Annotated in this window: 24 protein-coding genes and 1 pseudogene; 21 read left to right on the forward strand and 4 right to left on the reverse strand. The window is 58.9% G+C overall.

What is annotated here, in order from left to right; all coding sequences use genetic code 11:
- The 4 genes from lpxA to D3878_RS04135 are packed head-to-tail and all read left to right on the forward strand — an operon-like array spanning position 1 to position 3,371.
- Positions 1-789, forward strand: coding sequence for an acyl-ACP--UDP-N-acetylglucosamine O-acyltransferase (lpxA, locus tag D3878_RS04120; RefSeq protein ID WP_119784325.1), 789 nt, complete (start codon positions 1-3; stop codon positions 787-789).
- A gap of 13 nt (positions 790-802) precedes the next feature.
- Positions 803-1,945, forward strand: a complete 1,143-nt coding sequence (gene lpxB / locus D3878_RS04125) for a lipid-A-disaccharide synthase (RefSeq protein WP_119784326.1) — start codon at positions 803-805, stop codon at positions 1,943-1,945.
- 8 nt (positions 1,946-1,953) lie between these two features.
- Entirely contained in the window at positions 1,954-2,586 is a 633-nt protein-coding gene (rnhB, locus tag D3878_RS04130) for a ribonuclease HII (protein ID WP_119787691.1), read from the forward strand.
- The gene (locus tag D3878_RS04135) at positions 2,583-3,371 is read left to right on the forward strand and encodes a TrmH family RNA methyltransferase (RefSeq protein WP_119784327.1); all 789 of its coding nucleotides are present in this window, start codon (positions 2,583-2,585) and stop codon (positions 3,369-3,371) included. Before rnhB ends, D3878_RS04135 begins: the two co-directional genes overlap by 4 nt.
- 40 nt (positions 3,372-3,411) lie before the next feature.
- Here D3878_RS04135 and ppsR read toward each other — a convergent pair whose 3' ends face one another.
- Positions 3,412-4,260 carry a posphoenolpyruvate synthetase regulatory kinase/phosphorylase PpsR gene (gene ppsR / locus D3878_RS04140; RefSeq protein WP_119784328.1) on the reverse strand — a complete coding sequence of 283 codons (849 nt, stop codon included), beginning with the start codon at positions 4,258-4,260 and terminating at the stop codon, positions 3,412-3,414.
- A 291-nt stretch (positions 4,261-4,551) separates the two neighbouring features.
- Here ppsR and ppsA point away from each other — a divergent pair, with 291 nt between their 5' ends.
- The 3 genes from ppsA to D3878_RS04155 all read left to right on the forward strand — a co-directional run bounded on the left by ppsA (position 4,552) and on the right by D3878_RS04155 (position 8,562).
- Positions 4,552-6,909 carry a phosphoenolpyruvate synthase gene (gene ppsA / locus D3878_RS04145; protein ID WP_233556451.1) on the forward strand — a complete coding sequence of 786 codons (2,358 nt, stop codon included), beginning with the start codon at positions 4,552-4,554 and terminating at the stop codon, positions 6,907-6,909.
- Between the two features lie 246 nt (positions 6,910-7,155).
- A complete protein-coding gene (locus D3878_RS04150) occupies positions 7,156-7,629 on the forward strand; it encodes an NfeD family protein (protein ID WP_119784330.1) in 474 nt (157 codons plus the stop codon).
- Positions 7,630-7,638: 9 nt separating this feature from the next.
- Positions 7,639-8,562, forward strand: coding sequence for an SPFH domain-containing protein (locus D3878_RS04155; RefSeq protein WP_119784331.1), 924 nt, complete (start codon positions 7,639-7,641; stop codon positions 8,560-8,562).
- Positions 8,563-8,619: 57 nt separating this feature from the next.
- Here the strand turns inward: D3878_RS04155 and smpB are convergent, their stop codons facing one another.
- Positions 8,620-9,069, reverse strand: coding sequence for an SsrA-binding protein SmpB (gene smpB / locus D3878_RS04160; protein ID WP_119784332.1), 450 nt, complete (start codon positions 9,067-9,069; stop codon positions 8,620-8,622).
- A 68-nt stretch (positions 9,070-9,137) separates the two neighbouring features.
- Between smpB and D3878_RS04165 the strand changes: the two genes are divergently transcribed.
- Positions 9,138-9,569 carry a type II toxin-antitoxin system RatA family toxin gene (locus tag D3878_RS04165; protein WP_119784333.1) on the forward strand — a complete coding sequence of 144 codons (432 nt, stop codon included), beginning with the start codon at positions 9,138-9,140 and terminating at the stop codon, positions 9,567-9,569.
- Positions 9,562-9,864 (forward strand): RnfH family protein, encoded by a 303-nt coding sequence (locus D3878_RS04170; RefSeq protein WP_119784334.1) that lies wholly within the window; start codon positions 9,562-9,564, stop codon positions 9,862-9,864. Before D3878_RS04165 ends, D3878_RS04170 begins: the two co-directional genes overlap by 8 nt.
- A 31-nt stretch (positions 9,865-9,895) precedes the next feature.
- On the opposite strand, the gene D3878_RS04175 is transcribed toward D3878_RS04170, so the two are convergent.
- Positions 9,896-10,408, reverse strand: coding sequence for a DUF4124 domain-containing protein (locus tag D3878_RS04175; RefSeq protein ID WP_119784335.1), 513 nt, complete (start codon positions 10,406-10,408; stop codon positions 9,896-9,898).
- 153 nt (positions 10,409-10,561) lie between these two features.
- Between D3878_RS04175 and guaB the strand changes: the two genes are divergently transcribed.
- From guaB to D3878_RS04215, 8 genes and pseudogenes are all read left to right on the forward strand, one after another.
- Positions 10,562-12,022 (forward strand): IMP dehydrogenase, encoded by a 1,461-nt coding sequence (gene guaB / locus D3878_RS04180; protein ID WP_119784336.1) that lies wholly within the window; start codon positions 10,562-10,564, stop codon positions 12,020-12,022.
- A 38-nt stretch (positions 12,023-12,060) separates the two neighbouring features.
- Positions 12,061-13,098: a sensor domain-containing diguanylate cyclase gene (locus tag D3878_RS04185; protein ID WP_119784337.1), complete on the forward strand. Its 1,038-nt coding sequence runs from the start codon at positions 12,061-12,063 to the stop codon at positions 13,096-13,098.
- A gap of 42 nt (positions 13,099-13,140) precedes the next feature.
- On the forward strand, positions 13,141-14,718 hold the full coding sequence (guaA, locus tag D3878_RS04190) for a glutamine-hydrolyzing GMP synthase (protein WP_119784338.1): 1,578 nt from the start codon (positions 13,141-13,143) through the stop codon (positions 14,716-14,718).
- Between the two features lie 123 nt (positions 14,719-14,841).
- Positions 14,842-14,976, forward strand: a pseudogene (locus D3878_RS04195) (EamA/RhaT family transporter); the annotation flags it as partial.
- A gap of 84 nt (positions 14,977-15,060) precedes the next feature.
- Positions 15,061-15,969 carry a helix-turn-helix domain-containing protein gene (locus D3878_RS04200; RefSeq protein WP_119784339.1) on the forward strand — a complete coding sequence of 303 codons (909 nt, stop codon included), beginning with the start codon at positions 15,061-15,063 and terminating at the stop codon, positions 15,967-15,969.
- A gap of 244 nt (positions 15,970-16,213) precedes the next feature.
- Positions 16,214-17,143 (forward strand): alcohol dehydrogenase catalytic domain-containing protein, encoded by a 930-nt coding sequence (locus D3878_RS04205; RefSeq protein WP_233556224.1) that lies wholly within the window; start codon positions 16,214-16,216, stop codon positions 17,141-17,143.
- Between the two features lie 225 nt (positions 17,144-17,368).
- Positions 17,369-17,614, forward strand: coding sequence for a type II toxin-antitoxin system HicA family toxin (locus D3878_RS04210; RefSeq protein WP_119784341.1), 246 nt, complete (start codon positions 17,369-17,371; stop codon positions 17,612-17,614).
- On the forward strand, positions 17,611-18,024 hold the full coding sequence (locus tag D3878_RS04215; protein ID WP_119784342.1) for a type II toxin-antitoxin system HicB family antitoxin: 414 nt from the start codon (positions 17,611-17,613) through the stop codon (positions 18,022-18,024). The genes D3878_RS04210 and D3878_RS04215 overlap by 4 nt, the downstream gene beginning before the upstream one ends.
- Before the next feature lie 77 nt (positions 18,025-18,101).
- On the opposite strand, the gene D3878_RS04220 is transcribed toward D3878_RS04215, so the two are convergent.
- Positions 18,102-18,671 carry a hypothetical protein gene (locus D3878_RS04220; RefSeq protein ID WP_147383878.1) on the reverse strand — a complete coding sequence of 190 codons (570 nt, stop codon included), beginning with the start codon at positions 18,669-18,671 and terminating at the stop codon, positions 18,102-18,104.
- Positions 18,672-18,978: 307 nt separating this feature from the next.
- Here D3878_RS04220 and queE point away from each other — a divergent pair, with 307 nt between their 5' ends.
- The 4 genes from queE to ldcA are packed head-to-tail and all read left to right on the forward strand — an operon-like array spanning position 18,979 to position 21,506.
- Entirely contained in the window at positions 18,979-19,614 is a 636-nt protein-coding gene (gene queE / locus D3878_RS04225) for a 7-carboxy-7-deazaguanine synthase (protein WP_119787692.1), read from the forward strand.
- Positions 19,615-19,631: 17 nt separating this feature from the next.
- The gene (queD, locus tag D3878_RS04230) at positions 19,632-20,075 is read left to right on the forward strand and encodes a 6-carboxytetrahydropterin synthase QueD (RefSeq protein ID WP_119784344.1); all 444 of its coding nucleotides are present in this window, start codon (positions 19,632-19,634) and stop codon (positions 20,073-20,075) included.
- A 3-nt stretch (positions 20,076-20,078) separates the two neighbouring features.
- Complete coding sequence (gene tadA / locus D3878_RS04235; RefSeq protein WP_119784345.1) at positions 20,079-20,567, forward strand: tRNA adenosine(34) deaminase TadA; 489 nt, start codon at positions 20,079-20,081, stop codon at positions 20,565-20,567.
- Complete coding sequence (gene ldcA, locus D3878_RS04240) at positions 20,568-21,506, forward strand: muramoyltetrapeptide carboxypeptidase (RefSeq protein WP_233556225.1); 939 nt, start codon at positions 20,568-20,570, stop codon at positions 21,504-21,506.
- Positions 21,507-21,592: the final 86 nt, after the last annotated feature.

The raw sequence follows: 21,592 nt of genomic DNA on the forward strand, positions 1-21,592 counted from the left end.
ATGAGCAAGATCCATTCGACTGCGCTTGTCGATCCGCAGGCGCAACTGGACGCTTCGGTCGAGGTTGGCGCTTATACGGTGATCGGCCCGCATGTGAAGATCGGCGCCGGCACCACTGTCGGCCCGCACGTGGTGATCGAAGGGCACACGACGATCGGCTGCGATAACCGGATTTTCCAGTTTTCTTCGCTCGGCGCGGCGCCGCAGGACAAGAAATATGCCGGCGAACCGACCCGATTGGAGATCGGCGACCGCAACACCATCCGTGAATTCTGCACCTTCAATCTCGGCACGGTACAGGATGCCGGCGCCACCCGTATCGGCGACGACAACTGGATCATGGCCTATGTGCATATCGCCCATGACTGCCAGCTCGCCAGCAATATCATTCTTGCCAACAATGCCACGCTGGCCGGCCATGTGCACCTGGGCGACTGGGTGTTCCTCGGCGGTTTCACCAGCGTGCACCAGTTCTGCCATATCGGCGCGCATGCCATGACCGCTTTTACCGCCGCGGTCAGCCAGGACGTGCCGCCCTTCGTCACCGCCGCAGGCAACCGCGCAGTGCCCGCCGGGATCAATTCCGAAGGCCTGAAACGACGCGGCTTCACGCCCGAACAGATTGCCGCCATCAAGCGCGCCTATAAGCTGGTATACCGCGCCGGCCTGTCGCTGGACGAGGCGAAATCCGCGCTGGCGCAGGAAGAGGGCAAGTCGCCCGAAGCGGCGCCGCATATCCGCCTGTTGCGCGAATTTCTGGAATCCAGTGCCCGTGGCATCATCCGCTAAACTGGCGCTGGCCATGGTCGCCGGCGAGACGTCCGGCGACCTGCTGGCCGGCAGGCTGCTGTCCGGACTGCGGCCGGCGCTGCCGGATGCCTACATTCACGGCATCGGCGGCAAGCACATGGCGCAGCATGGCTTCGTTTCCGACTGGCCCATGGAAAAGCTGGCGGTGCGCGGCCTGTTCGAGGTGCTGGCGCATTACCGCGAAATCAAGGGTATCCAGAATGCCCTGCGCGACCGCCTGCTGGCCGAGCGGCCGGCGGTCTTCATCGGCGTCGATGCGCCCGATTTCAACCTCGGGCTGGAAGCGCAACTCAAAGATGCCGGTATTCCGACCGTGCATTTCATCGGCCCGTCGATCTGGGCCTGGCGCGGCGCTCGCATCAAGAAGATCGCCCGCGCGGTGTCGCATATGCTGGTGGTGTTCCCGTTCGAGGAAGAAATCTATCGCCAGGCCGGCATTCCAGCGACCTATGTCGGCCATCCGATGGCTGAAGTGATCCCGCTGGTGCCGGATGTGGCGGCGGCGCGCGCTAGCCTTGGTCTGGACGGCAGTGCGCCGGTGGTGGCGATCCTGCCGGGCAGCCGCATGTCCGAGCTCAAATACAATAGTGCCGCCTTCATCAGCGCGGCCAGGTTGCTGCTGCAGCGCGAGCCTGGCTTGCGCATCGTGGTGCCGATGGCGGGTGAAAAGCAGCGCGAGTATTTCCGCCAGTTGCTGCTTGACGCCGGCTTGCAGGATGTGCCTCTGATAATCACGGAAGGGCAATCGCAAGTGGCCATCGCCGCCGCCGATGCGGTACTGGTCGCCTCCGGCACCGCTACCCTGGAAGTGGCTCTGTTCAAGAAGCCGATGGTGATCGCTTACAAGATGATGCGCGCATCCTGGCATGTCATGCGCCACATGGGTTACCAGCCGTGGATCGGTTTGCCGAATATCCTGGCGCGGGAATTTCTGGTGCCGGAGTTGTTGCAGGATGCGGCAACGCCGCAGGCACTGGCCGAGGCCTTGTGGACCCAGCTGGACGATGCCGGCCACCGCGCCGTCCTGCAGCAGCGTTTCACCGATATGCACCATAGCTTGCTGCGCAATACTGCCAGGGAAAGTGCACAGGCTGTGCTGGATCTGATCGCCCGCTCGGCGAGGGGGCCGGCATGAAGGGCGCCATGAAGGACGCAAATAAGCAGGCGGAGAGTGCCAGCCTGTTCCTGTTCGACCATGCCGGCGAGCTGGTGTGCGGTGTCGATGAGGCGGGTCGCGGGCCGCTGGCCGGGCCGGTATTTGCGGCAGCGGTGATCCTCGACCCGCTGCGGCCGATCGCGGGATTGCGCGATTCCAAAAAATTGAGCGAGGCGAAGCGCGACGCGCTGGCAATCGAGATCAAGGCGTGCGCCTTGGCCTGGGCGATTGCCGAATGTTCGGAAGCGGAAATCGATGCGCTGAATATCCTCCAGGCCACCATGCTGGCCATGCGGCGCGCGGTGGAAGGTTTGTCGCAGCAGCCGACCCTGGCGCTGATCGACGGTAACCGTTGCCCGGTCATGCCGGTGCGTTCCGAGGCGATCATCAAGGGCGACGACAAGGTGTCGGCGATTTCAGCTGCATCGATTCTGGCCAAGACCGCGCGCGACGCCGCGCTGGCGCAACTGCATCAGATCTATCCGCAATATGCCTTCGATCAGCACAAGGGCTATCCGACCGCGCTGCACCTCGAACGCCTGCGCCTGCATGGGGTGTCGCCGGTGCACCGCAAATCCTATGCGCCGGTGCGGGCCTTGCTGGGCCGGGAGGGGCGATGAAAGAGATCAGCTCGCGCGAGAATCCCCTGTACAAGGAATTGAAGCAGCTCGCCACCAGCTCGCAGGCGCGCCGCAAGGCGCAGCGCACGCTGCTCGATGGCGTGCATTTGTGCGAGGCGTATCTGCAGCTGGCCGGCGACCCGCTCATGTGCGTGGCCAGCGCTTCGGCATGCAGCCAGGCCGAGGCCGCAGCGATCCTGGCGCAGTGCGAGGGGCGCCGGGTATCCTGCATCCTGCTGCCGGACGCTTTGTACCATGCCCTGAGCCAGGTCGAACAGGGTGTCGGCATCCTGTTCGTGATCGCCACGCCGCAAGCCGCAATGCCGGCGCAACTGACCCGATCGGCGGTATTGCTGGACCGGCTCCAGGATCCGGGTAACCTCGGTTCCATCCTGCGCAGCGCGGCGGCGGCCGGCATCAAACAAGTGTTTTGTAGTCCCGGCACGGTGTTCGCGTGGTCGCCAAAGGTCTTGCGGGCAGGCATGGGCGCGCATTTTTTGCTGGAGATTGTTGAAAATGCCGATCTGGCATCGGTGATGCGGGGGGCGGCGCTGCCGGTGCTGGCCACCAGTTCGCATGCGGCGCAAACGGTGTATGACATCGACCTGTCACAGCCGGTCGCGTGGCTGTTCGGCCACGAAGGGCAGGGTGTGGCGCAGGACTTGCTGGCGCAGGCCACGCAGCAGGTAGGGATTCCCCATCTGGGTGCGGTCGAATCGCTGAACGTGGCGGCCAGCGCCGCTGTGTGTTTCTTTGAACAGGTGCGGCAGACGCTGCGGGCCTAGCGCGGCCCGGCTGCAATACGCCTGCCTCAATACACCCGCCTCAATACGCCTGTTTGTCCGGCCTGATTTCCTGCAGGATCATGGTGGCGATCTCTTCAATGGACTTGGCGGTGGAGGACATCCAGCGGATGCCTTCCTTGTGCATCATTTTCTCCGCTTCATTCACTTCATAGCGGCAATTTTCCAGTGCGGCGTACTTGCTGCCGGGGCGGCGTTCATTGCGCACTTCCGACAGACGGTCGGGGGCGATCGACAGGCCAAAGATTTTCACCTTGTGCGGCAATAATTCGGGCGGCAACTTGCCGCGTTCGAAATCGTCGGGTATCAGCGGGTAATTGGCGGCCTTGACGCCATATTGCATCGCCAGGTACAGGCTGGTCGGCGTCTTGCCGGAACGGGAAACTCCAACCAGGATGATATCGGCGGCTTCGAGGTTCAGATTGGATTGGCCGTCGTCGTGCGCCAGCGAGAAATTAATGGCATCGATGCGGCGATTGTATTCGACCGAATCGGCGATGTTGTGGCTGCGACCGATGGTATGGCTGGCCGTCACCCCGAGTTCCTGTTCGAGCGGCGCCACGAAAGTCTGGATCAGATCCATCTGCATGCCCTGCGCCTGCCGCACAACGGCCGCCAGTTCCGGCTTGACCAGGGTGGAAAATACGATCGGGCGCTTGCCATCGGTGGCATAGGCATGGTTGATCTTCTGTACTGCTTCATGCGCCTTGTCGATGGAATCGACAAAAGGCAGGCGAATTTGCCGAAAGCGCAGGTTGAACTGGGTCAGCACCGAGTGGCCGAAGGCTTCCGCCGTAATGCCGGTGCCATCGGAAATATAAAATGCCGTGCGATCGGCGTGCGGAACAGGGACCAGGGAAGAGTCAGGCATGGGCGCTCGAAATGAGGATGAGAAATAAGGGCAAGAGCCGGGCTTAAAATGCCCGGAAAAAACCTCATTGTATAAAGCAGAATCAGTTTGCGCACTGTAAAATGTACTTAATTGTGTTTATCGGCTTTCTGCATCTCTTCGAAGAATAACAAAAACAGCCAGCGTGAGATTGCCCCGTGAAGATTTCTTATCATCAAACTAGAGGTTGTCATGTCCAATGTAGCAACTACCGGGGCTGTACACGCTCCGGCCCAGGGAGGGGCGTACGTCGCTGCCTTTGAGCACCTGCGCATGACCGATGTCGAATCGGTCGGCGGTAAAAATGCCTCCTTGGGCGAAATGATCAGCCAGCTCGCTGGCGCTGGCGTCCGCGTGCCGGGTGGCTTTGCCACCACCGCACTGGCGTTCCGCGATTTCCTGAACCATGCCCCCAATGGTGGCCAGACGCTGGGCGAACGCATCGCTGCGCGCCTGGAATCGCTGGATGTGGATGATGTGCGCTCGCTGGTCCAGGCTGGCGCGGAAATCCGCCAATGGATTATCGAAACGCCATTTCAGCCGCGCCTGCAGCAAGAAATTACCGAGTATTATCATAAGCTTGTCGACGATTCTTCAAGTGAAATGTCGTTTGCGGTGCGTTCCTCCGCGACGGCCGAAGATTTGCCGGATGCTTCTTTTGCCGGGCAACAGGAAACCTTCCTGAACGTGGTCGGCATCGACAACGTGCTCGAGGCGATGAAGCACGTATTTGCCTCGCTGTACAACGACCGCGCGATTTCCTATCGGGTGCACAAGGGTTTCACGCATGCCGAAGTGGCCTTGTCGGCCGGCGTGCAGCGCATGGTGCGTTCCGACGTCGGCGCCGCTGGCGTGATGTTTACCATCGATACCGAATCCGGTTTCGAGGACGTGGTGTTCATCACCGCCAGCTATGGCCTCGGCGAAACGGTGGTGCAGGGTGCGGTCAACCCGGATGAATTCTATGTGCACAAGCCGATGCTGGCCGAAGGCAAGCTGCCCATCATCCGCCGCAACATCGGTTCCAAGCTGATCAAGATGGAGTTCACCGGCGAAGCCAAGGCCGGACGTTCCGTCAGGACCGTCGATGTGCCGATCGAGTTGCGCAATCGCTATGCACTGAATGACGCCGAAATCGTCGAGCTGGCGAAATACGCGATGATCATCGAAAAGCATTATGGCCGGCCGATGGATATCGAGTGGGGCAAGGATGGCCGGGATGGCAAGCTGTACATCCTGCAGGCGCGTCCGGAAACCGTCAAGTCGCAAATCAAGGCGACCGACGTGCAGCAGCGCTTCAAACTGAAGGGCAGCGGCACCGTGCTGGCTTCCGGCCGCGCCATTGGTCAGAAAATCGGTGCCGGTCCGGTGCGCGTGATCCGCGATCCTTCCGAAATGGAACGGGTGCAGCCGGGTGACGTGCTGGTGGCTGACATGACCGACCCGAACTGGGAGCCGGTGATGAAGCGCGCCTCGGCGATCGTCACCAACCGCGGCGGCCGCACCTGTCATGCCGCGATCATCGCGCGTGAGCTGGGCGTGCCGGCGGTGGTCGGCTGCGGTCATGCCACCGAGACGCTCAAGGACGGCACCCTGGTGACGGTTTCCTGCGCCGAAGGCGACGAAGGCAAGATCTACGATGGCTTGCTGGAAACCGAGATCAGCGAAGTGTCGCGCGGCGCATTGCCGGAAGTGCCGGTCAAAATCATGATGAACGTCGGTAATCCGCAGCTGGCGTTCGATTTCCAGTCGATCCCGAACGGCGGCGTCGGGCTGGCGCGCCTGGAATTCATCATCAATAACAATATCGGCGTGCATCCGAAGGCGATCCTGGAATACCCGAATATCGCGCCGGACCTGAAAAAGGCGGTGGAATCGGTGGCGCGCGGCCATGCCTCGCCCAAGGCTTTTTATGTCGACAAGCTGGCCGAAGGGATTGCCACGATTGCCGCGGCTTTCTGGCCGAAGCCGGTGATCGTGCGGCTGTCCGACTTCAAGTCGAACGAGTACAAGAAGCTGATCGGCGGCTCGCGCTACGAGCCAGACGAGGAAAACCCGATGCTCGGCTTCCGCGGCGCGGCACGCTATCTGGCAGCTGATTTCGATGAATCCTTCGAAATGGAATGCCTGGCGATGAAGCGCGTGCGCAACGATATGGGCCTGACCAATGTCGAGATCATGGTGCCGTTCGTGCGGACCCTGGGCCAGGCGGAAAAAGTCGTCGCGCTACTGGGCAAGAACGGCCTGAAGCGCGGCGAGAATGGTTTGCGCCTGATCATGATGTGCGAAGTGCCATCCAATGCCATCCTGGCCGAGCAATTCCTCGAGCATTTCGATGGCTTCTCGATCGGCTCCAACGACCTGACCCAACTGACCCTGGGCCTGGATCGTGATTCCGGCATGGAATTGCTGGCGGCGGATTTCGACGAGCGCGATCCGGCCGTGCTGTCGCTGGTGTCGCGGGCGATCGCGGCTTGCCGTGCGCAAGGCAAGTACATCGGCATTTGCGGACAAGGGCCTTCGGACCACCCGGATTTTGCCGAATGGCTGATGAAGGAGGGGATTTCCTCGATTTCCCTGAATCCCGATTCGGTGATCGATACCTGGCAAAATCTGGCCAAGACCAAGTAATTCCTCTGGAGTCAGTCATCTGATGCAAACGCGTACCTGAAAGGGTGCGCGTTTTTTGTTGCGTCAAAGGAACAGATCGGCGCGAAAGGCTTTGAGCGATTCTGAATTTCCTTTAGACTTGGTTCAGTGCTTACATAGCATAAAAAGTTTAAACAAGTCGTACTGCTGTTGTTCAGCCCCCGTTGCCTTTTGGCCCGGGGGTTTTGTTTTTGATGCATACTGACAACATCATCATAAGGAGGCGCAATGGCGGACTGGGTATTGTGGCTGATCGGGGCTGGCGGGCTGGTGGTTTTTGAGCTATTCGCCGGCACTTTCTATTTGCTGATGGTGGCCTTGGGGCTGGTTGCCGGTGCCCTGGTCGCGTTGACAGGGGCGGCCCTGTGGCTGCAATTGCTGGCGGCGGCTGCGGTAGGAGTGCTGGCCACGCTGGTACTGCGACGCAGCAAGTCCGGCAAGGCCGGTAAGGTCGATGCGGCCAACGACCCGAATGTGAATCTCGATATCGGTCAGAAAATATCCGTGGCTGAATGGAACTTGCGTGCCGGTAGTCAGCCCAGCGCTCGCGTCATGTATCGCGGCGCCATGTGGGATGTGGCGCTGGCGCCAGGCAGTGCGGCGCAGCCCGGCGTTTTCACCATTCTGGAAATTCGCGGCAGCCGCTTGATCGTCGGCGCCGACGCAGGCACCGTAAGCAACGCTTCATCCGACAACAACTAGGGAGGTAAGATGGAATTCAGTTTTGGCAGTGTTTCGCTGGTCATTTTCATTCTGGCGATCGTATTCGTATTCAAGACGATCCAGGTGGTACCGCAGCAACATGCCTGGGTGGTCGAACGCCTGGGCAAGTACCATGCGACGCTCGGGCCAGGCCTGAATATCGTGGTGCCCTTCATTGACCGCGTCGGTTACAAGCATATCCTGAAGGAAATCCCGCTGGACGTGCCGCCGCAAGTCTGCATCACCAAGGACAATACGCAACTGCAGGTGGATGGCATCCTGTATTTCCAGGTGACCGATCCCAAGCTGGCGTCCTATGGTTCATCCAATTACGTTGCCGCCATCACCCAGCTGGCGCAAACCACCCTGCGTTCGGTGATCGGCCGCATGGAGCTGGACAAGACCTTCGAGGAACGCGACCACATCAACACGGCAGTCGTGTCCGCCATCGACGATTCCGCCGCCAACTGGGGTGTCAAGGTGCTGCGTTACGAAATCAAGGATTTGACCCCGCCCAAGGAAATCCTGCATGCCATGCAGGCGCAGATTACCGCCGAGCGTGAAAAGCGCGCCCTGATCGCTGCTTCCGAAGGGCGCAAGCAGGAGCAGATCAATATCGCTACCGGTGAGCGGGAAGCGGCGATCGCCAGGTCGGAAGGTGAAAAGCAGGCCTCGATCAACCGTGCACAGGGCCAGGCGGCGGCCATTCTGGAAATTGCCGAGGCCAGCGCCGAAGCGATCCGCAAGACCGCTGCGGCAATCCAGGCACCGGGCGGCGCCGATGCCGTCAACCTGAAGGTGGCGGAACAGTATGTGGGCGCCTTTGGCCAGCTGGCGCGTACCAACAATACCCTGATCGTGCCGGCCAACCTGGGTGACATGAGCAGCCTGATCGCAACCGCGATGCAGGTGGTGAAGACGCAGCCGAAGTAGGGCGCGGAAGTGGCGGCGGGGGCGCGGGGAACGCAGGTCTTGCCCTTCCAGGCGAAACTACCGGCGGTGTTGCTTCATGGCTGCCTGTATTTCGCGCTGCGAATCGCGCTGCTTCTCGGTTTCACGCTTGTCGTGCTGTTTCTTGCCCTTGGCCAGGCCGATTTCGCATTTGACGCGGCCTTTCAGGTAATGCAGGTTGAGCGGCACCATGGTGTAGCCGGAGCGTTCGACCTTGCCGATCAGCTTGTCGATTTCCTTGGCGTGCAGGAGCAGTTTGCGGGTGCGTACCGCCTCTGGCGAGACGTGGGTGGAGGCGGCGGCAAGTGCGCTGATATGGGCGCCAAACAGGAAAACTTCGCCGTTGCGCACAATCACATAGGCTTCCTTCAATTGCACGCGGCCGGCGCGGATTGCCTTGACTTCCCAACCTTGTAATACAATGCCCGCCTCGAAGCGCTCCTCGATGAAGAAATCGAAAAAGGCTTTTTTATTGTCAACAATGGTCATGTGTATGGCAAGCGGGCGCTAGTGTAGAAGAATATAAGATGACGATTTTATCAAACGGTGCATAGTCAATGGCAGTAGTGCATAAATCCGTCCTGTTGCCATTCAGTGCCGAGCAAATGTTCGTACTGGTGAATGGCATCGAAGAATATCCGAAATTCCTCCCGTGGTGTGGCGGCACCGAGATTTTGCGGCGGGAGGAAAACAAGGTGGTGGCGAGTATTGCCATCAATTACCACGGCGTGAAGCATTCCTTCACCACCGAGAATGTCAACCTGCCGTCGTCCACGATCAGGATGACGCTGGTGGAAGGGCCGTTTCGTCATCTCGATGGTACCTGGACTTTCAAGCCCTTGCGCGCCGATGCCTGCAAGGTGGAACTGGATCTGCATTATGAGTTTGCCAGCAAGTTGCTGGACAAGATGATCGGCCCGGTATTCCATATGATCGCCAACAACATGGTCGAGGCTTTTTGCCAGCGCGCCGAGGCCGTCTATGTCTGATACCGTCGAAATGCTGCAGGTGCAGGTCTGCTATGCCAGGCCGGATGCGATTTTCCTGGAAGAGCTGACCTTCACTGCGGGTACGACGCTGGAACAGGCAATCCGCGCCAGCGGGATACTGGCGCGCGCACCGGAAATCGACCTCGCGGTTTGCAAGCTTGGCATTTTTGGCAAGCTCAAGCCGCTGGAGACGATCTTGCGCGACCGCGACCGCATTGAAATTTATCGTCCCCTGCAGGCGGACCCAAAAGAGGCGCGGCGCCGGCGTGTCGTCAAAAAGGAAAAAACCCGCTGAACGCGGGTTTTTTGGCGGGTTTCCCCGGATGTTATTTGCAGTCGGCCAGGATGCGGTTGGTTTCGCGCATTTCGCGGCTGCGCTGTTCATCTTCCAGAAATACCCTTTCGCCATTGCTGTCCGTACTGGCCATGCGTTGGCCGGATGCCAGTGCACTTTGATATTTCCGGGCTTTATCGCAATTTTGCGCCTTGTCGCGGGCAGCCTGGGCCTCGCTGGCAGCTTTCTTGTCCTTTTCGGCCTGTTCGGTGCGGCGTTTCATGAAATCGGCGTTTTTCTCCGCTGTGCTGAGCGGGGTCTTCGGCGCAGCGTCGTCTGCATTGGCTGGCGCCGCTGAGGCACTCGCTGTGGCCGTGACGGGGGCGGCGAATGCACCGCCCGGTTGCTTCAGGATCCTGTTTTTCGGCACCGATGCCGGCGGCGGCATGTCGGAAAACTGTTTGGCACCTTTCTCGTCGGTCCAGACATATTGCGCCCAAGCGACGGAGGCAAATGCGCACAGGACCAGGCTTGCGGCAAGCTGCTTAACCGGGATGAATTGCATGTGGGATTCCTTGAGTAATCAGTTTCCCGATTTCGCCATGCTTTATCCGGCATGTCAATCTGCAGGGTCGGCTTTTCATGGCGGCCTGTGCGATAAAACGACGTATTTGATATGTTTTCTGTATAATGCGACTTTGCGCCTATAGGAAATGCTATGCGTCTACTTCAAAAAGCACTCACCTTCGATGATGTGCTGCTCGTCCCGGCTTATTCGGACATTCTGCCGAAAGATACTTCCCTCACTACCCGCCTGACCCGCAACATCACGCTGAACATCCCGTTGCTGTCGGCGGCGATGGATACCGTGACTGAAGCGCGCCTGGCCATCGCGATGGCGCAGGAAGGTGGCATCGGCATCATCCACAAGAATATGCCCGCCCGTGAGCAGGCCCGCGAAGTCCTGAAGGTGAAGCGTTTCGAGTCGGGCGTGGTACGCGATCCGATCACGATTCCCCCCCACATGAAAATCCGCGACGTGATGGCGCTGTCCGAACAACACGGCATCAGTGGCTTTCCGGTGGTGGAGGGCAAGACCGTCGTCGGCATCATTACCAACCGCGATTTGCGCTTTGAGGAAGAGCTGGATGCCGAAGCGCATGCGAAGATGACGCCGCGCGAAAAGCTGGTGTACGTCAAGGAAGGCGAAGACCTCGCCGAAGCCAAGCGCCTGATGAACAAGCATCGCCTGGAGCGCGTGCTGGTCATTGATGACGCCTACGAATTGCGCGGCCTGATCACGGTCAAGGATATCCAGAAGGCCACCGAGCATCCCTTTGCCGCCAAGGACGAGCACGGCAAACTGCGGGTTGGCGCGGCCGTCAGCGTCGGCGTTGACAATGAGGAGCGCATCGACCTGCTGGTCAAGGCTGGCGTGGATGTGCTGATCGTCGATACCGCGCACGGCCATTCCAAGGGCGTGCTGGACCGCGTCAAGTGGATCAAGACCCATTATCCGCAAGTCGATGTGATCGGCGGCAACATCGCCACTGCCGAAGCGGCGCGTGCATTGCTCGAACATGGCGCCGACGGCGTCAAGGTCGGCATCGGCCCCGGCTCGATCTGTACCACGCGTATCGTCGCCGGCGTCGGCGTTCCGCAGATTTCGGCGATCTCGAATGTGGCCGGCGCCTTGCGTGGTACCGGCGTCCCCTGCATTGCCGACGGCGGTATCCGCTATTCCGGCGACATTGCCAAGGCATTGGCAGCGGGCGCATCCACGGTGATGATGGGCAGCATGTTTGCCGGCACCGAGGAAGCGCCGGGCGAAGTCATCCTGTTCCAGGGCCGCAGCTACAAATCCTATCGCGGCATGGGCAGCCTCGGCGCGATGTCGGAGGGTTCGGCGGACCGCTACTTCCAGGATTCGTCAAAGAATACTGACAAGTATGTGCCTGAAGGTATCGAAGGCCGCGTTCCCTACAAGGGCAGCGTTCTGGCAATCCTGTACCAGCTGGTCGGCGGCGTGCGTTCCTCCATGGGTTATTGCGGTTGCGCCACCATCGATGAATTGCGCGAGAAGGCTGAATTCGTCGAAATCAGCTCGGCGGGCATGCGCGAATCGCACGTGCACGATGTGCAGATCACCAAGGAAGCGCCAAACTACCGGGCTGACTGAACGTCTTGCGCGTTCAGCCCGGAGCAGGCCAGCCCGCCATGATCATCGCCCCTGAGCGCCGATCCGAGCCGACCTCGACAGATAAGCTGCCGGGTGAGGAAGGCTGCGCTTCGCGCGAGCAGCTGGAACAGCAGATGGCGCGCATCGGCCGCATCGGCCGGCAACTGTTTGAGGTGGCCGATTGCGTGGTGCAGTTCAAGGATGGCTGCTGCGAATTTCCGGCGGCGACAGCGACGCAAAGCAAGGCCGAGGCTTTCTGCGCCAGTCTGCCGGTGCCGGAAGGTGCTGTTGTGGTGCCGGACGCGCGGCGCGATGCGCACCTGGCGGCGCATCCCGCAGTGGCGGGGGCGCCGGGTATCCGTTTTTACGCCACCCAGCCTTTGCGCGGCCAGGGGCAGGAAGTGATTGGCAGCGTCAGCCTGGTCGATTCTGCGCCGCGCGCGTTCGGCCAGGATGCCCGGCGCCTGCTGCTCGACTTGGCGGCGCTGGTCGAGCGTGAACTGCAGCTGCAGTCGATGAGCGTATTGCAGATTGCCCTGCAAAAAAAGAACAAGAGCCTGCGTCGCCGCTCGCTGGTGGATCCCTTGCTGAAGATCTGGAACCGCGCCGCCATCATGCGCATTCTCGGCATCGAAGCGGATCGTTGCGACAAGCAGGGCATGCCGCTGGCGCTGGTGGTGATCGACCTGGATTTTTTCAAGAAGATCAACGATAGTCACGGTCATCCGGCCGGTGACGCCGTGCTGGTGAGTGTCGCCAGCCGCCTGCGTTCCTGCATCGGGCCGCAGGAAGCGCTGGGCCGTTACGGTGGCGAGGAGTTCCTTGTGGTATTGCCGGGGGCCTGCCATGAGACCGCGCTGGCCGTGGCCGAACGCATGCGGCAGGCGGTCGCGGCACAGCCCGAATTCATTGGCGCGACGATGCTCAAGCTGAGCATCAGTGCCGGTATCGCTTCCACCGTGCAGTTTCCGTCGGCCAGTACGGAAGAACTGATTAGCCGCGCCGATGTCGCTCTGTATGCGGCTAAGGATGCGGGTCGCAATTGCGTGCTTCAGGCCATGCCTAGACGCGCCTGAATCCCTTTTTCATTTTTTGACTTCCCGGAAGACGTGCTTTCTATGCATTCGAAAATCCTTATCCTTGATTTCGGTTCCCAGGTGACTCAGCTGATCGCCCGTCGCGTGCGCGATGCCGGCGTGTTTTCCGAGGTTTATCCCTATGATATCGGCGACGATTTCATTCGTAACTATGGCGCAGCCGGCATCATTCTCTCGGGCGGTCCGAATTCCGTCATCGAAGGCGATACGCCGCGCGTGCACCAGGCTGTGTTCGAGGCCGGCGTGCCGGTGTTGGGCATCTGCTACGGTATGCAGGCCATGGCGGCACAGCTGGGCGGCAAGGTGGAAAACGGCAAGGTGCGCGAATTCGGCTATGCCGAGGTGCGCGCGCGCGGCCATACGGCACTGCTGAACGGCATCAATGACTTCGTCACCGAAGAAGGCCACGGCATGCTGAAAGTATGGATGAGCCACGGCGACAAGGTGATCGACCTGCCGCCCGGCTTCAAGCTGATGGCGTCCACCGACAATTGCCCGATTGCCGGCATGGCCGACGAAGAACGCAAGTTCTACGCCGTACAGTTTCACCCGGAAGTCACGCATACCTTGCAGGGCGAGGCCATGCTGGGCCGCTTCGTGCACGAAATCTGCGGCTGCAAGGCAGACTGGAACATGCCCGACTACATTTCCGAGGCGGTGGCGGCGATCCGCGCACAGGTCGGCAGCGATGAAGTCATTCTTGGCCTTTCCGGCGGTGTCGACAGCAGCGTGGCGGCGGCATTGATCCACCGCGCCATTGGCGACCAGTTGACTTGCGTGTTCGTCGACCATGGCCTGCTGCGTCTCGACGAAGGCAAGATGGTGATGGACATGTTCGGCAAGAACCTGGGCGTCAAAGTGCTGCACATCGACGCCACCGAGCAGTTCATGGGGCACCTGGCCGGCGTGACCGACCCGGAAGCCAAGCGCAAGATCATCGGCCGCGAATTCGTCGAAGTGTTCCAGGTCGAGGCCGGCAAGCTGAAGAATGCCAAGTGGCTGGCGCAGGGCACCATCTACCCGGACGTGATCGAGTCCGCCGGCAAGGGCAAGAAGGGCCACACCATCAAGAGCCACCACAATGTCGGCGGCTTGCCCGAGACCTTGAACCTGAAGTTGCTGGAACCCTTGCGCGAACTGTTCAAGGACGAGGTGCGCAAGCTGGGCGTGGCGCTCGGTCTGCCGCATGAGATGGTGTACCGCCATCCGTTCCCGGGCCCGGGCCTGGGCGTGCGCATCCTCGGCGAAGTGAAGAAGGAATACGCCGACCTGCTGCGGCGCGCCGACGCGATCTTCATCGAGGAATTGCGCAAGACCGTCGATGAGGACGGCAAGTCCTGGTACGACAAGACCAGCCAGGCTTTTGCAGTGTTCCTGCCGGTGAAGTCGGTCGGCGTGATGGGCGATGGCCGCACCTATGAATACGTGGTGGCGCTGCGCGCGGTGCAGACCCAGGATTTCATGACCGCGCACTGGGCGCACCTGCCACACGACTTGCTGGGGCGGGTGTCGAACCGCATCATCAATGAAGTGCGGGGTTTGAACCGGGTGGTGTATGACATTTCGGGCAAGCCGCCCGCGACCATCGAGTGGGAATGAAATCAGGTCCTTCGGGGACTATCGTTGGCTATCGAGAATCCATCGTAACGCGTTGATTTTAAAAGTAATGCGTTGCGACAGCTATCGATGGCTATCGCCGAGCAGCGAAGCGGATCGGCGGTAGTCCAGTTGTGCCAACCCTTCATGGGGCTTGGCCTTGCAGCACTGCTTCTTCACGAAAAGGTGAGCTGGACCATGCTGGTTGTGACGTTAGGTGCGGTGATCTGCGTCGCAGGGGCGAAGAAATACGCAAAGTGATGCCATGCGCGACGCTGAGTAGCATGGGCTTGATATTATAGGGAGACTTGATTTCTTAGGCCCGAGTCCGGCCGGCCAAATATCGTGAAAAAAATAATAACTTCTCTATGTTCAGCAATCGAGGAGCTAAACCGGCCAGAGGGCGAGTCCAACAGCGGGATCGCTTACGGAACTCTTCATTGCTATCGGGATGACACGGTTATCGCGTCATCCACGCAGGATACCTTTGCTTATTTGATTATCAACGGCGCGGTGCGTATTACACAGCAGTCCGGCGTGGTCGAATATTCATCTGGCCAATACTTTCTATCTTCTTCCATAAAAGGCGTTGCTGCACACGCGATTGCGATTGCAACACCTTCACCCCATCTGGCACTGCGATTCGACTTTACCGTGGAAGATGTCGTTGCTGTACTGCTTGATATGGAGGTTAATTTCACTAGTTCTGTACTGGAGAAATCCGCCTCTCTAGAAGTTGGCAGCCAAGACCAATTAAGCTTTCTTGAGCTTGCACTGCGGATCGTCAATCTTGCTAAAAGCGGGGGTGTCAATGCGTTCCTGGAAAAACACCTAAAGCGTGAGATGGTCTATAACATCGTCACTGGTCCTTATGGCAGTTCGTTTGTTCAAGATATTCTTCGAATTCGGAATGCAAGGGATATTTATTCCACAAATGACTGGATAAGAAGTAACTATAAATCTGTTTTCGCTGTGGATGAGCTGGCGGAGCAGTTGAATATGAGCGTCACCAGCTTCCATAGGAAGTTCAAAGCCGCCATCGGCATGGGGCCACTGCAGTGTCAGAAACAATTGAGACTCGTGGAAGCAAGGCGTTTGATGTTGGACGAAGATTTCAATGTTACTGACGTTGCTCTGGAGGTTGGCTATGAAAGCCTTTCCCAGTTCAGTCGCGAATACAGAAAAATGTTTGGGCTTCCCCCGCAGAAGGATATACGAAGTATCCGTAGCAAAGGCACTGACAACAAGAGCTAACTTGGCTATGTGATGCTAGTGGAGCGCCAGCACCATTGCGTCGTGTTGAGGGCGGCTGGGCCCGCAGGATTGTGCAAACCAGTGGAAGGAACGGGCAAGCGCGCAATCCCTTGATTCGAGACAATTGAAAGATCCAACAGCGAAGTAATGGTGGACAGATTTCGATTAGTCAAGCTTTACGAATCAAGAGGAAATTAACATGACAATGATGAGGGCAATACAAGTGCCTGCGCCTGGAAAGCCTATGGAGCTCGTCCAGGTCCCTATTCCAGATCCAAAGGTGGATCAGATCTTGATCCGTGTGCAAGCGTGTGGTGTTTGCCATGGTGAGGCGAAGATCATCGAGGGGTGGGCTAACTCATATCCACGGATCCCCGGGCATGAGGTTGTCGGCGTTGTGGAAAAGCTGGGTGACGGCGCCACGAAATGGAAAGTAGGTCAGCGGGTCGGTATCGGCTGGGATGGCGGCCACACCTGCGGCCATCACCAAACGACGGCACTTACCATGGACGGTGGCTATGCCGAGTACATGGTGGCCAATGAAGATGCCCTGATTCTGATCCCTGAAGAGCTTTCTTCTGAAGAGGCTGCCCCGATCTTGTGCGCCGGTGAAACTGTGTTCAGTGCACTTCGCAACAGTGTGGCACGTGCGGGTGATGTCGTAGCGATTTCAGGGATCGGCGGCCTGGGGCATCTGGCAATTCAGTACGCGAAGAAAATTGGCCTGTACGTTGTCGCTATCTCGGGCAACAAGGATAAAGAAGAACTGGCGCGCAATCTGGGAGCACACCAATTTATTGACTCGTCCACTGAGAACGTGGCCGAAAAGCTCCGTGAACTTGGTGGGGCGAAGGTCATCGTGGCGACGGCGCCGCATGGCAAGACCATCTCCAGCCTTATCGATGGGCTCGGGAAAGATAGCGAATTGATCATTGCCGCAGTTGCTGACGACGATCTCGGGCTGACTGCAATGGATTTCCTCAAAGGACCGAACACCATTCGCGGGACCTTCACTGGAAAGACAAAGGAGTTGGAGTCGGCGCTTCGTTTCAGTGTATTGGCTGACGTACGGCCGATGATCGAGGTGTTTCCTTTGGAAAAAGCCGCCGAAGCTTACGAAAAGATGATGGCTGCCAAAACCAAATTCCGCGCTGTCATTGGCGTTGGCTACTGACCTGATCCGCCTGGTAAATCAGACGGGGGCTCAAAGCATTTTTTGAGATGGGCCATTTGGAAATGGGCGAGGCCGGTGTCAATTATTTATTCGGCACCGGCTTCCTTTATCGCCCCACAGAGCGCAAGTCTGAGCATCGGTGCGGACCAATAGCCAACGCCATAGCGAACGCGAGGGTTTGAACCTTGCTGGCTATTTAGTATCAAATGAGATACTATACATGCCATGAACAAGCGAACTAAGCTGCTCGAAGCCATGCGGAACAATCCGCGAGACTGGCGGATTGACGATCTGCTTTCCGTAGCCGCACAGTTCGGAATCGAGTGCCGTAATCACGGTGGCAGTCATCACGTATTTGGCTATCCCGGCGTGGACAGTGATGTGTCCGTGCCGGCGCACCGGCCCATCAAGCCTGTCTATATCCGACAGTTTTTGACTTTAGTTAATAGCGTCAAGGAGTTGCAATCATGAGTGAAACCGCGATCAAGCGCATCGCCCAGGCAGTTCCGCCGTATCCGTTCGAGGCCTACGCCCACATCGTCAGCCCCTTGTCGTCGGATGATGGTGGCGGCTATCTGATCACCTTCCCGGATTTGCCCGGCTGCATGTCTGATGGCGAAACCGAGATGCAAGCTGTGGCCAATGGTCGCGATGCATTTGCATCCTGGGTGTCGGCCAGAATGGATGCCGGCAAGGCGATTCCCGAGCCGGCGTACCGCCCCGAGCCTGTGCCAATGGCGTCAGGACGATTCATTACGCGTTTGCCGAAAACGATCCATGCCAAGCTGGCCCAGCGGGCCAAGGCGGAAGGCGTGAGTCTGAATACGCTGGTGCTGGCCTTTATTGCCGAAGGATTGGGACGCAAGGATACACATGCCTGAGCTGATGAGTCGATGAATTCGCGGATGCGCGATCGGGCATTTTTCATTGTGCCAGCGTCTTCTCGGGCGCATTGGTGCTATTCGATCCGAGAAGGCAGGGAAAGCGCCGGCTCCTCGTCGAAGTCGAAACTCAGTTGCCGCGGTGTTTTCCATATCCTGAATTTTCGCCAGGCTTTGGGAAAAAAATCATCCTGACAGTCAGGGAGGCTGAGCGGTATCGGCCGCTGTTTTTCGGCGAACATCCTGGCCCTGGCGCAGCATCGGTAACTGTAAGACAGTGAAATCAGGAGATGGTCGGCGACCATTTTCATTCTGTTGTCGAAAGATTCCAGGAGGTGGACGTAGGCGCCGGCCAGCGAATCATGGCGGCCGGGATTGATGTCGCGCCATGACGTGTCGCCCCGCGCCGCCAGGATGCTCAGAGGGTTGGCCCCGTCATCCGCGACGAACTTCCTTAGCAGGGGATGGCCGTCATCCCCTGATTCGTCAGAATAGGCGGAGCGATCGAGCCTGATTGCATAGCGGACGGTTTTTTCAGCGTATCTGACCAGTTCCTGGTATAGATGGCTGATTAACAGGTTCTGATCTTTCTCAGCCAGGAAATCGATTTCAATTTCCTTGGTTCTCTCGATTTCGCCGGCCAACATCCAGGCTTCTGCTTCGACGGCGGAACTGTCATAGTCGCCACGGGTATGACGCGCGATCCGTTCCAGGTCTTTGCTTCTTTGTTTGCAGAATTTCTGAAAAGCGGCAGTGCGACGATCCATATTGGCTTGCCAAAAAATGATCGCTGCTGAATTACGCGATCCCTATTTTCGGACGGGAATGATACATGAACAATTTGCAATTGTCCGACTCGACTGCTTGATTTCCAGGGATGCGTGGCGAGAATCAGGGCGTTGATGCCGGGTATAATCCAAGCTTGCCCTTGTATTGAACGGATATGGTTTTTACGTGACTTATAGTGTCAAAGAGATTTTTTACACCCTGCAGGGTGAAGGCACGCATGCCGGCAGGCCGGCGGTGTTTTGCCGTTTTTCCGGCTGCAATCTGTGGTCCGGACGCGAGAGCGACCGCGCCAGCGCCGTCTGCAAGTTTTGCGATACCGATTTCGTTGGCACCGATGGCGAACGAGGTGGCAAGTATCCCGGTGCGCAGCAACTCGCGGACGCCATCGACAGCCTCTGGCCCGACACACATGCCGCCAGCAAGTACGTGGTATTTACCGGCGGCGAACCACTTTTGCAACTGGATACGCCGCTGATCGATGCCGTGCATGCAGCCGGATTCGAGATCGCCATCGAGACCAACGGCACCCTGCCAGTGCCTCCCGGGGTGGACTGGATATGCGTCAGTCCCAAGATCGGCTCCGAGCTGGTGCAGAGGAGCGGCAATGAATTGAAGGTGGTGATTCCGCAGGTCGGCCAGTCCCTGCAGGATTATGAAACGCTGGATTTCCAGCATTTTTACGTGCAGCCCATGGACGGCCCGCAGCAGGAAGCCAATACGCGCCTGGCCATCGACACCTGCAAGCGCAATCCGCACTGGAAATTGAGCTTGCAAACCCATAAACTGCTGCAAATACCCTGAATAAAGATTTAACTGGCATGTTGACCATAACCCGCAAGCTGGAATTCGATGCCGGACACCGGATTCCCGACCACAAGAGCCAGTGCCGCAACCTGCACGGCCACCGCTATACCCTGGAAATCACCCTGATGGGTGAAATAATCCGGGAAGAGGGCAGCTCCGACCAAGGCATGATCATGGATTTTTCGGACGTAAAAGCCCTGGCCAAGCAGCATCTGGTCGATGTCTGGGACCATGCATTCCTGGTATATGCCAAGGATGAAAAGGTGCGCGAATTCCTGCAATCGCTGCCGGGCCACAAGACGGTCGTCATCGACAGCATTCCGACCGTGGAAAACCTGGCGCAAACGGCGTTTGACATCCTCAAGGCCGCTTACCAGGACCATTATGGCACCGGCCTGCGCCTGCACAAGCTGGTCTTGCATGAAACGCCCAACTGCTGGGCCGAAATTACCGAATAAGCCATGCGCGACCTGATCTACATGCGCCAGGCGCTCGACCAGGCGCACAATGCCTGGGCCCTGGGCGAGGTGCCGGTCGGCGCGGTGGTGGTACATGAAGACCGCGTGATTGCCACCGGCTTCAACCAGCCGATCGGCACCCATGACCCGACCGCGCATGCGGAAATCATGGCGCTGCGGGCAGCCGCCGCCATCCTCGGCAATTACCGCCTGCCGGGTTGCGAGCTGTTCGTGACCCTGGAACCGTGCGCCATGTGCGCCGGCGCCATGATGCATGCGCGCCTGGCGCGCGTGGTGTTCGGCGCGACCGACCCCAAGACAGGCACCTGCGGTTCCATCGTCAATCTGTTCGAGCAGGAAAAGCTGAATCACCAAACCGAACTGACCGGCGGCGTATTGGCGACCGAATGCGGGCAATTGCTGAAGGAGTTCTTTGCCGAGCGGCGTGCAATCCAGCAGCAGCAAAAGGCGGCGCAACTGGATGGAGCTTGAATGAGTCTATCGATGTTCGCCATTCCGGACGGGCTCGGCATCGCCATCGTGGCGCCGGGCGGTTATCCTCCCGACGAGGCGGCGCTGGCGCGCGGCATCGCGCTGCTGGAGCGGCAGGGCTGCCTGGTGCACAACTACTACGATCCCGCGGAAAAATTCCAGCGTTTCGGCGCTACCGATAATGGCCGCGCGGCGCAGTTGCATGCCGCCGCCGACGATCCTGATATACAGATCGTGATGGCCTTGCGCGGCGGCTATGGCATGTCGCGCATCCTGCCCATGCTGGATTTATCCATCCTGGCCAACAGCGGCAAGCTGTTCGTTGGTCATAGCGATTTCACCGCCTTGCACATGGCGCTTTTGGCGCATAGCGGCGCAGTCAGTTTCGCCGGGCCGATGGTCTGTGGCGATTTTGGCAGCGCTGCCCCGAGCGACTTTACACTTTCGCATTTCTGGCAATGTCTGGGCCAGTCGCGTCATGCGGTCACGGTGGCGACGCCGAATAATCCGGCGATCGAGGCCGAAGGGCGCCTGTGGGGCGGCAACCTGGCGATGCTGACGCATCTGCTCGGCACGCCATATTTCCCGGACATCGAGGATGGCATCCTGTTCGTAGAGGATGTCAACGAGCATCCCTACCGGGTCGAACGCATGCTCTTGCAATTGCTGCATGCGGGTGTGCTGGCGCGGCAGCAGGCGATTCTGCTGGGCGATTTTTCCAGTTACCGCCTGAGCGATTACGACAATGGCTATGATTTCAATGCCATGCTGCAGTATGTGCGCTCGCGCGTGGCCACACCGATCCTGACCGGCTTGCCCTTCGGCCATATCGCCGATAAATTGACCCTGCCGGTCGGTTGCCAGGCGCAAATTGTTTCACAAAAAAATGAACTGCAGCTCGCGATAACCGGCTATCCGGCGTTGCGGTCCTGCGGCTGATCCTGATCATTCTTGCCACATTTCCCGCGTTTTCCGTCGCAATGCAGGTCGCCATGATCTTTGCTGGCTACGGCCTGCTGTATGCA

The sequence above is a fragment of the Noviherbaspirillum sedimenti genome, from assembly GCF_003590835.1.
Classification (GTDB): Bacteria; Pseudomonadota; Gammaproteobacteria; order Burkholderiales; family Burkholderiaceae_D; genus Paucimonas; species Paucimonas sedimenti.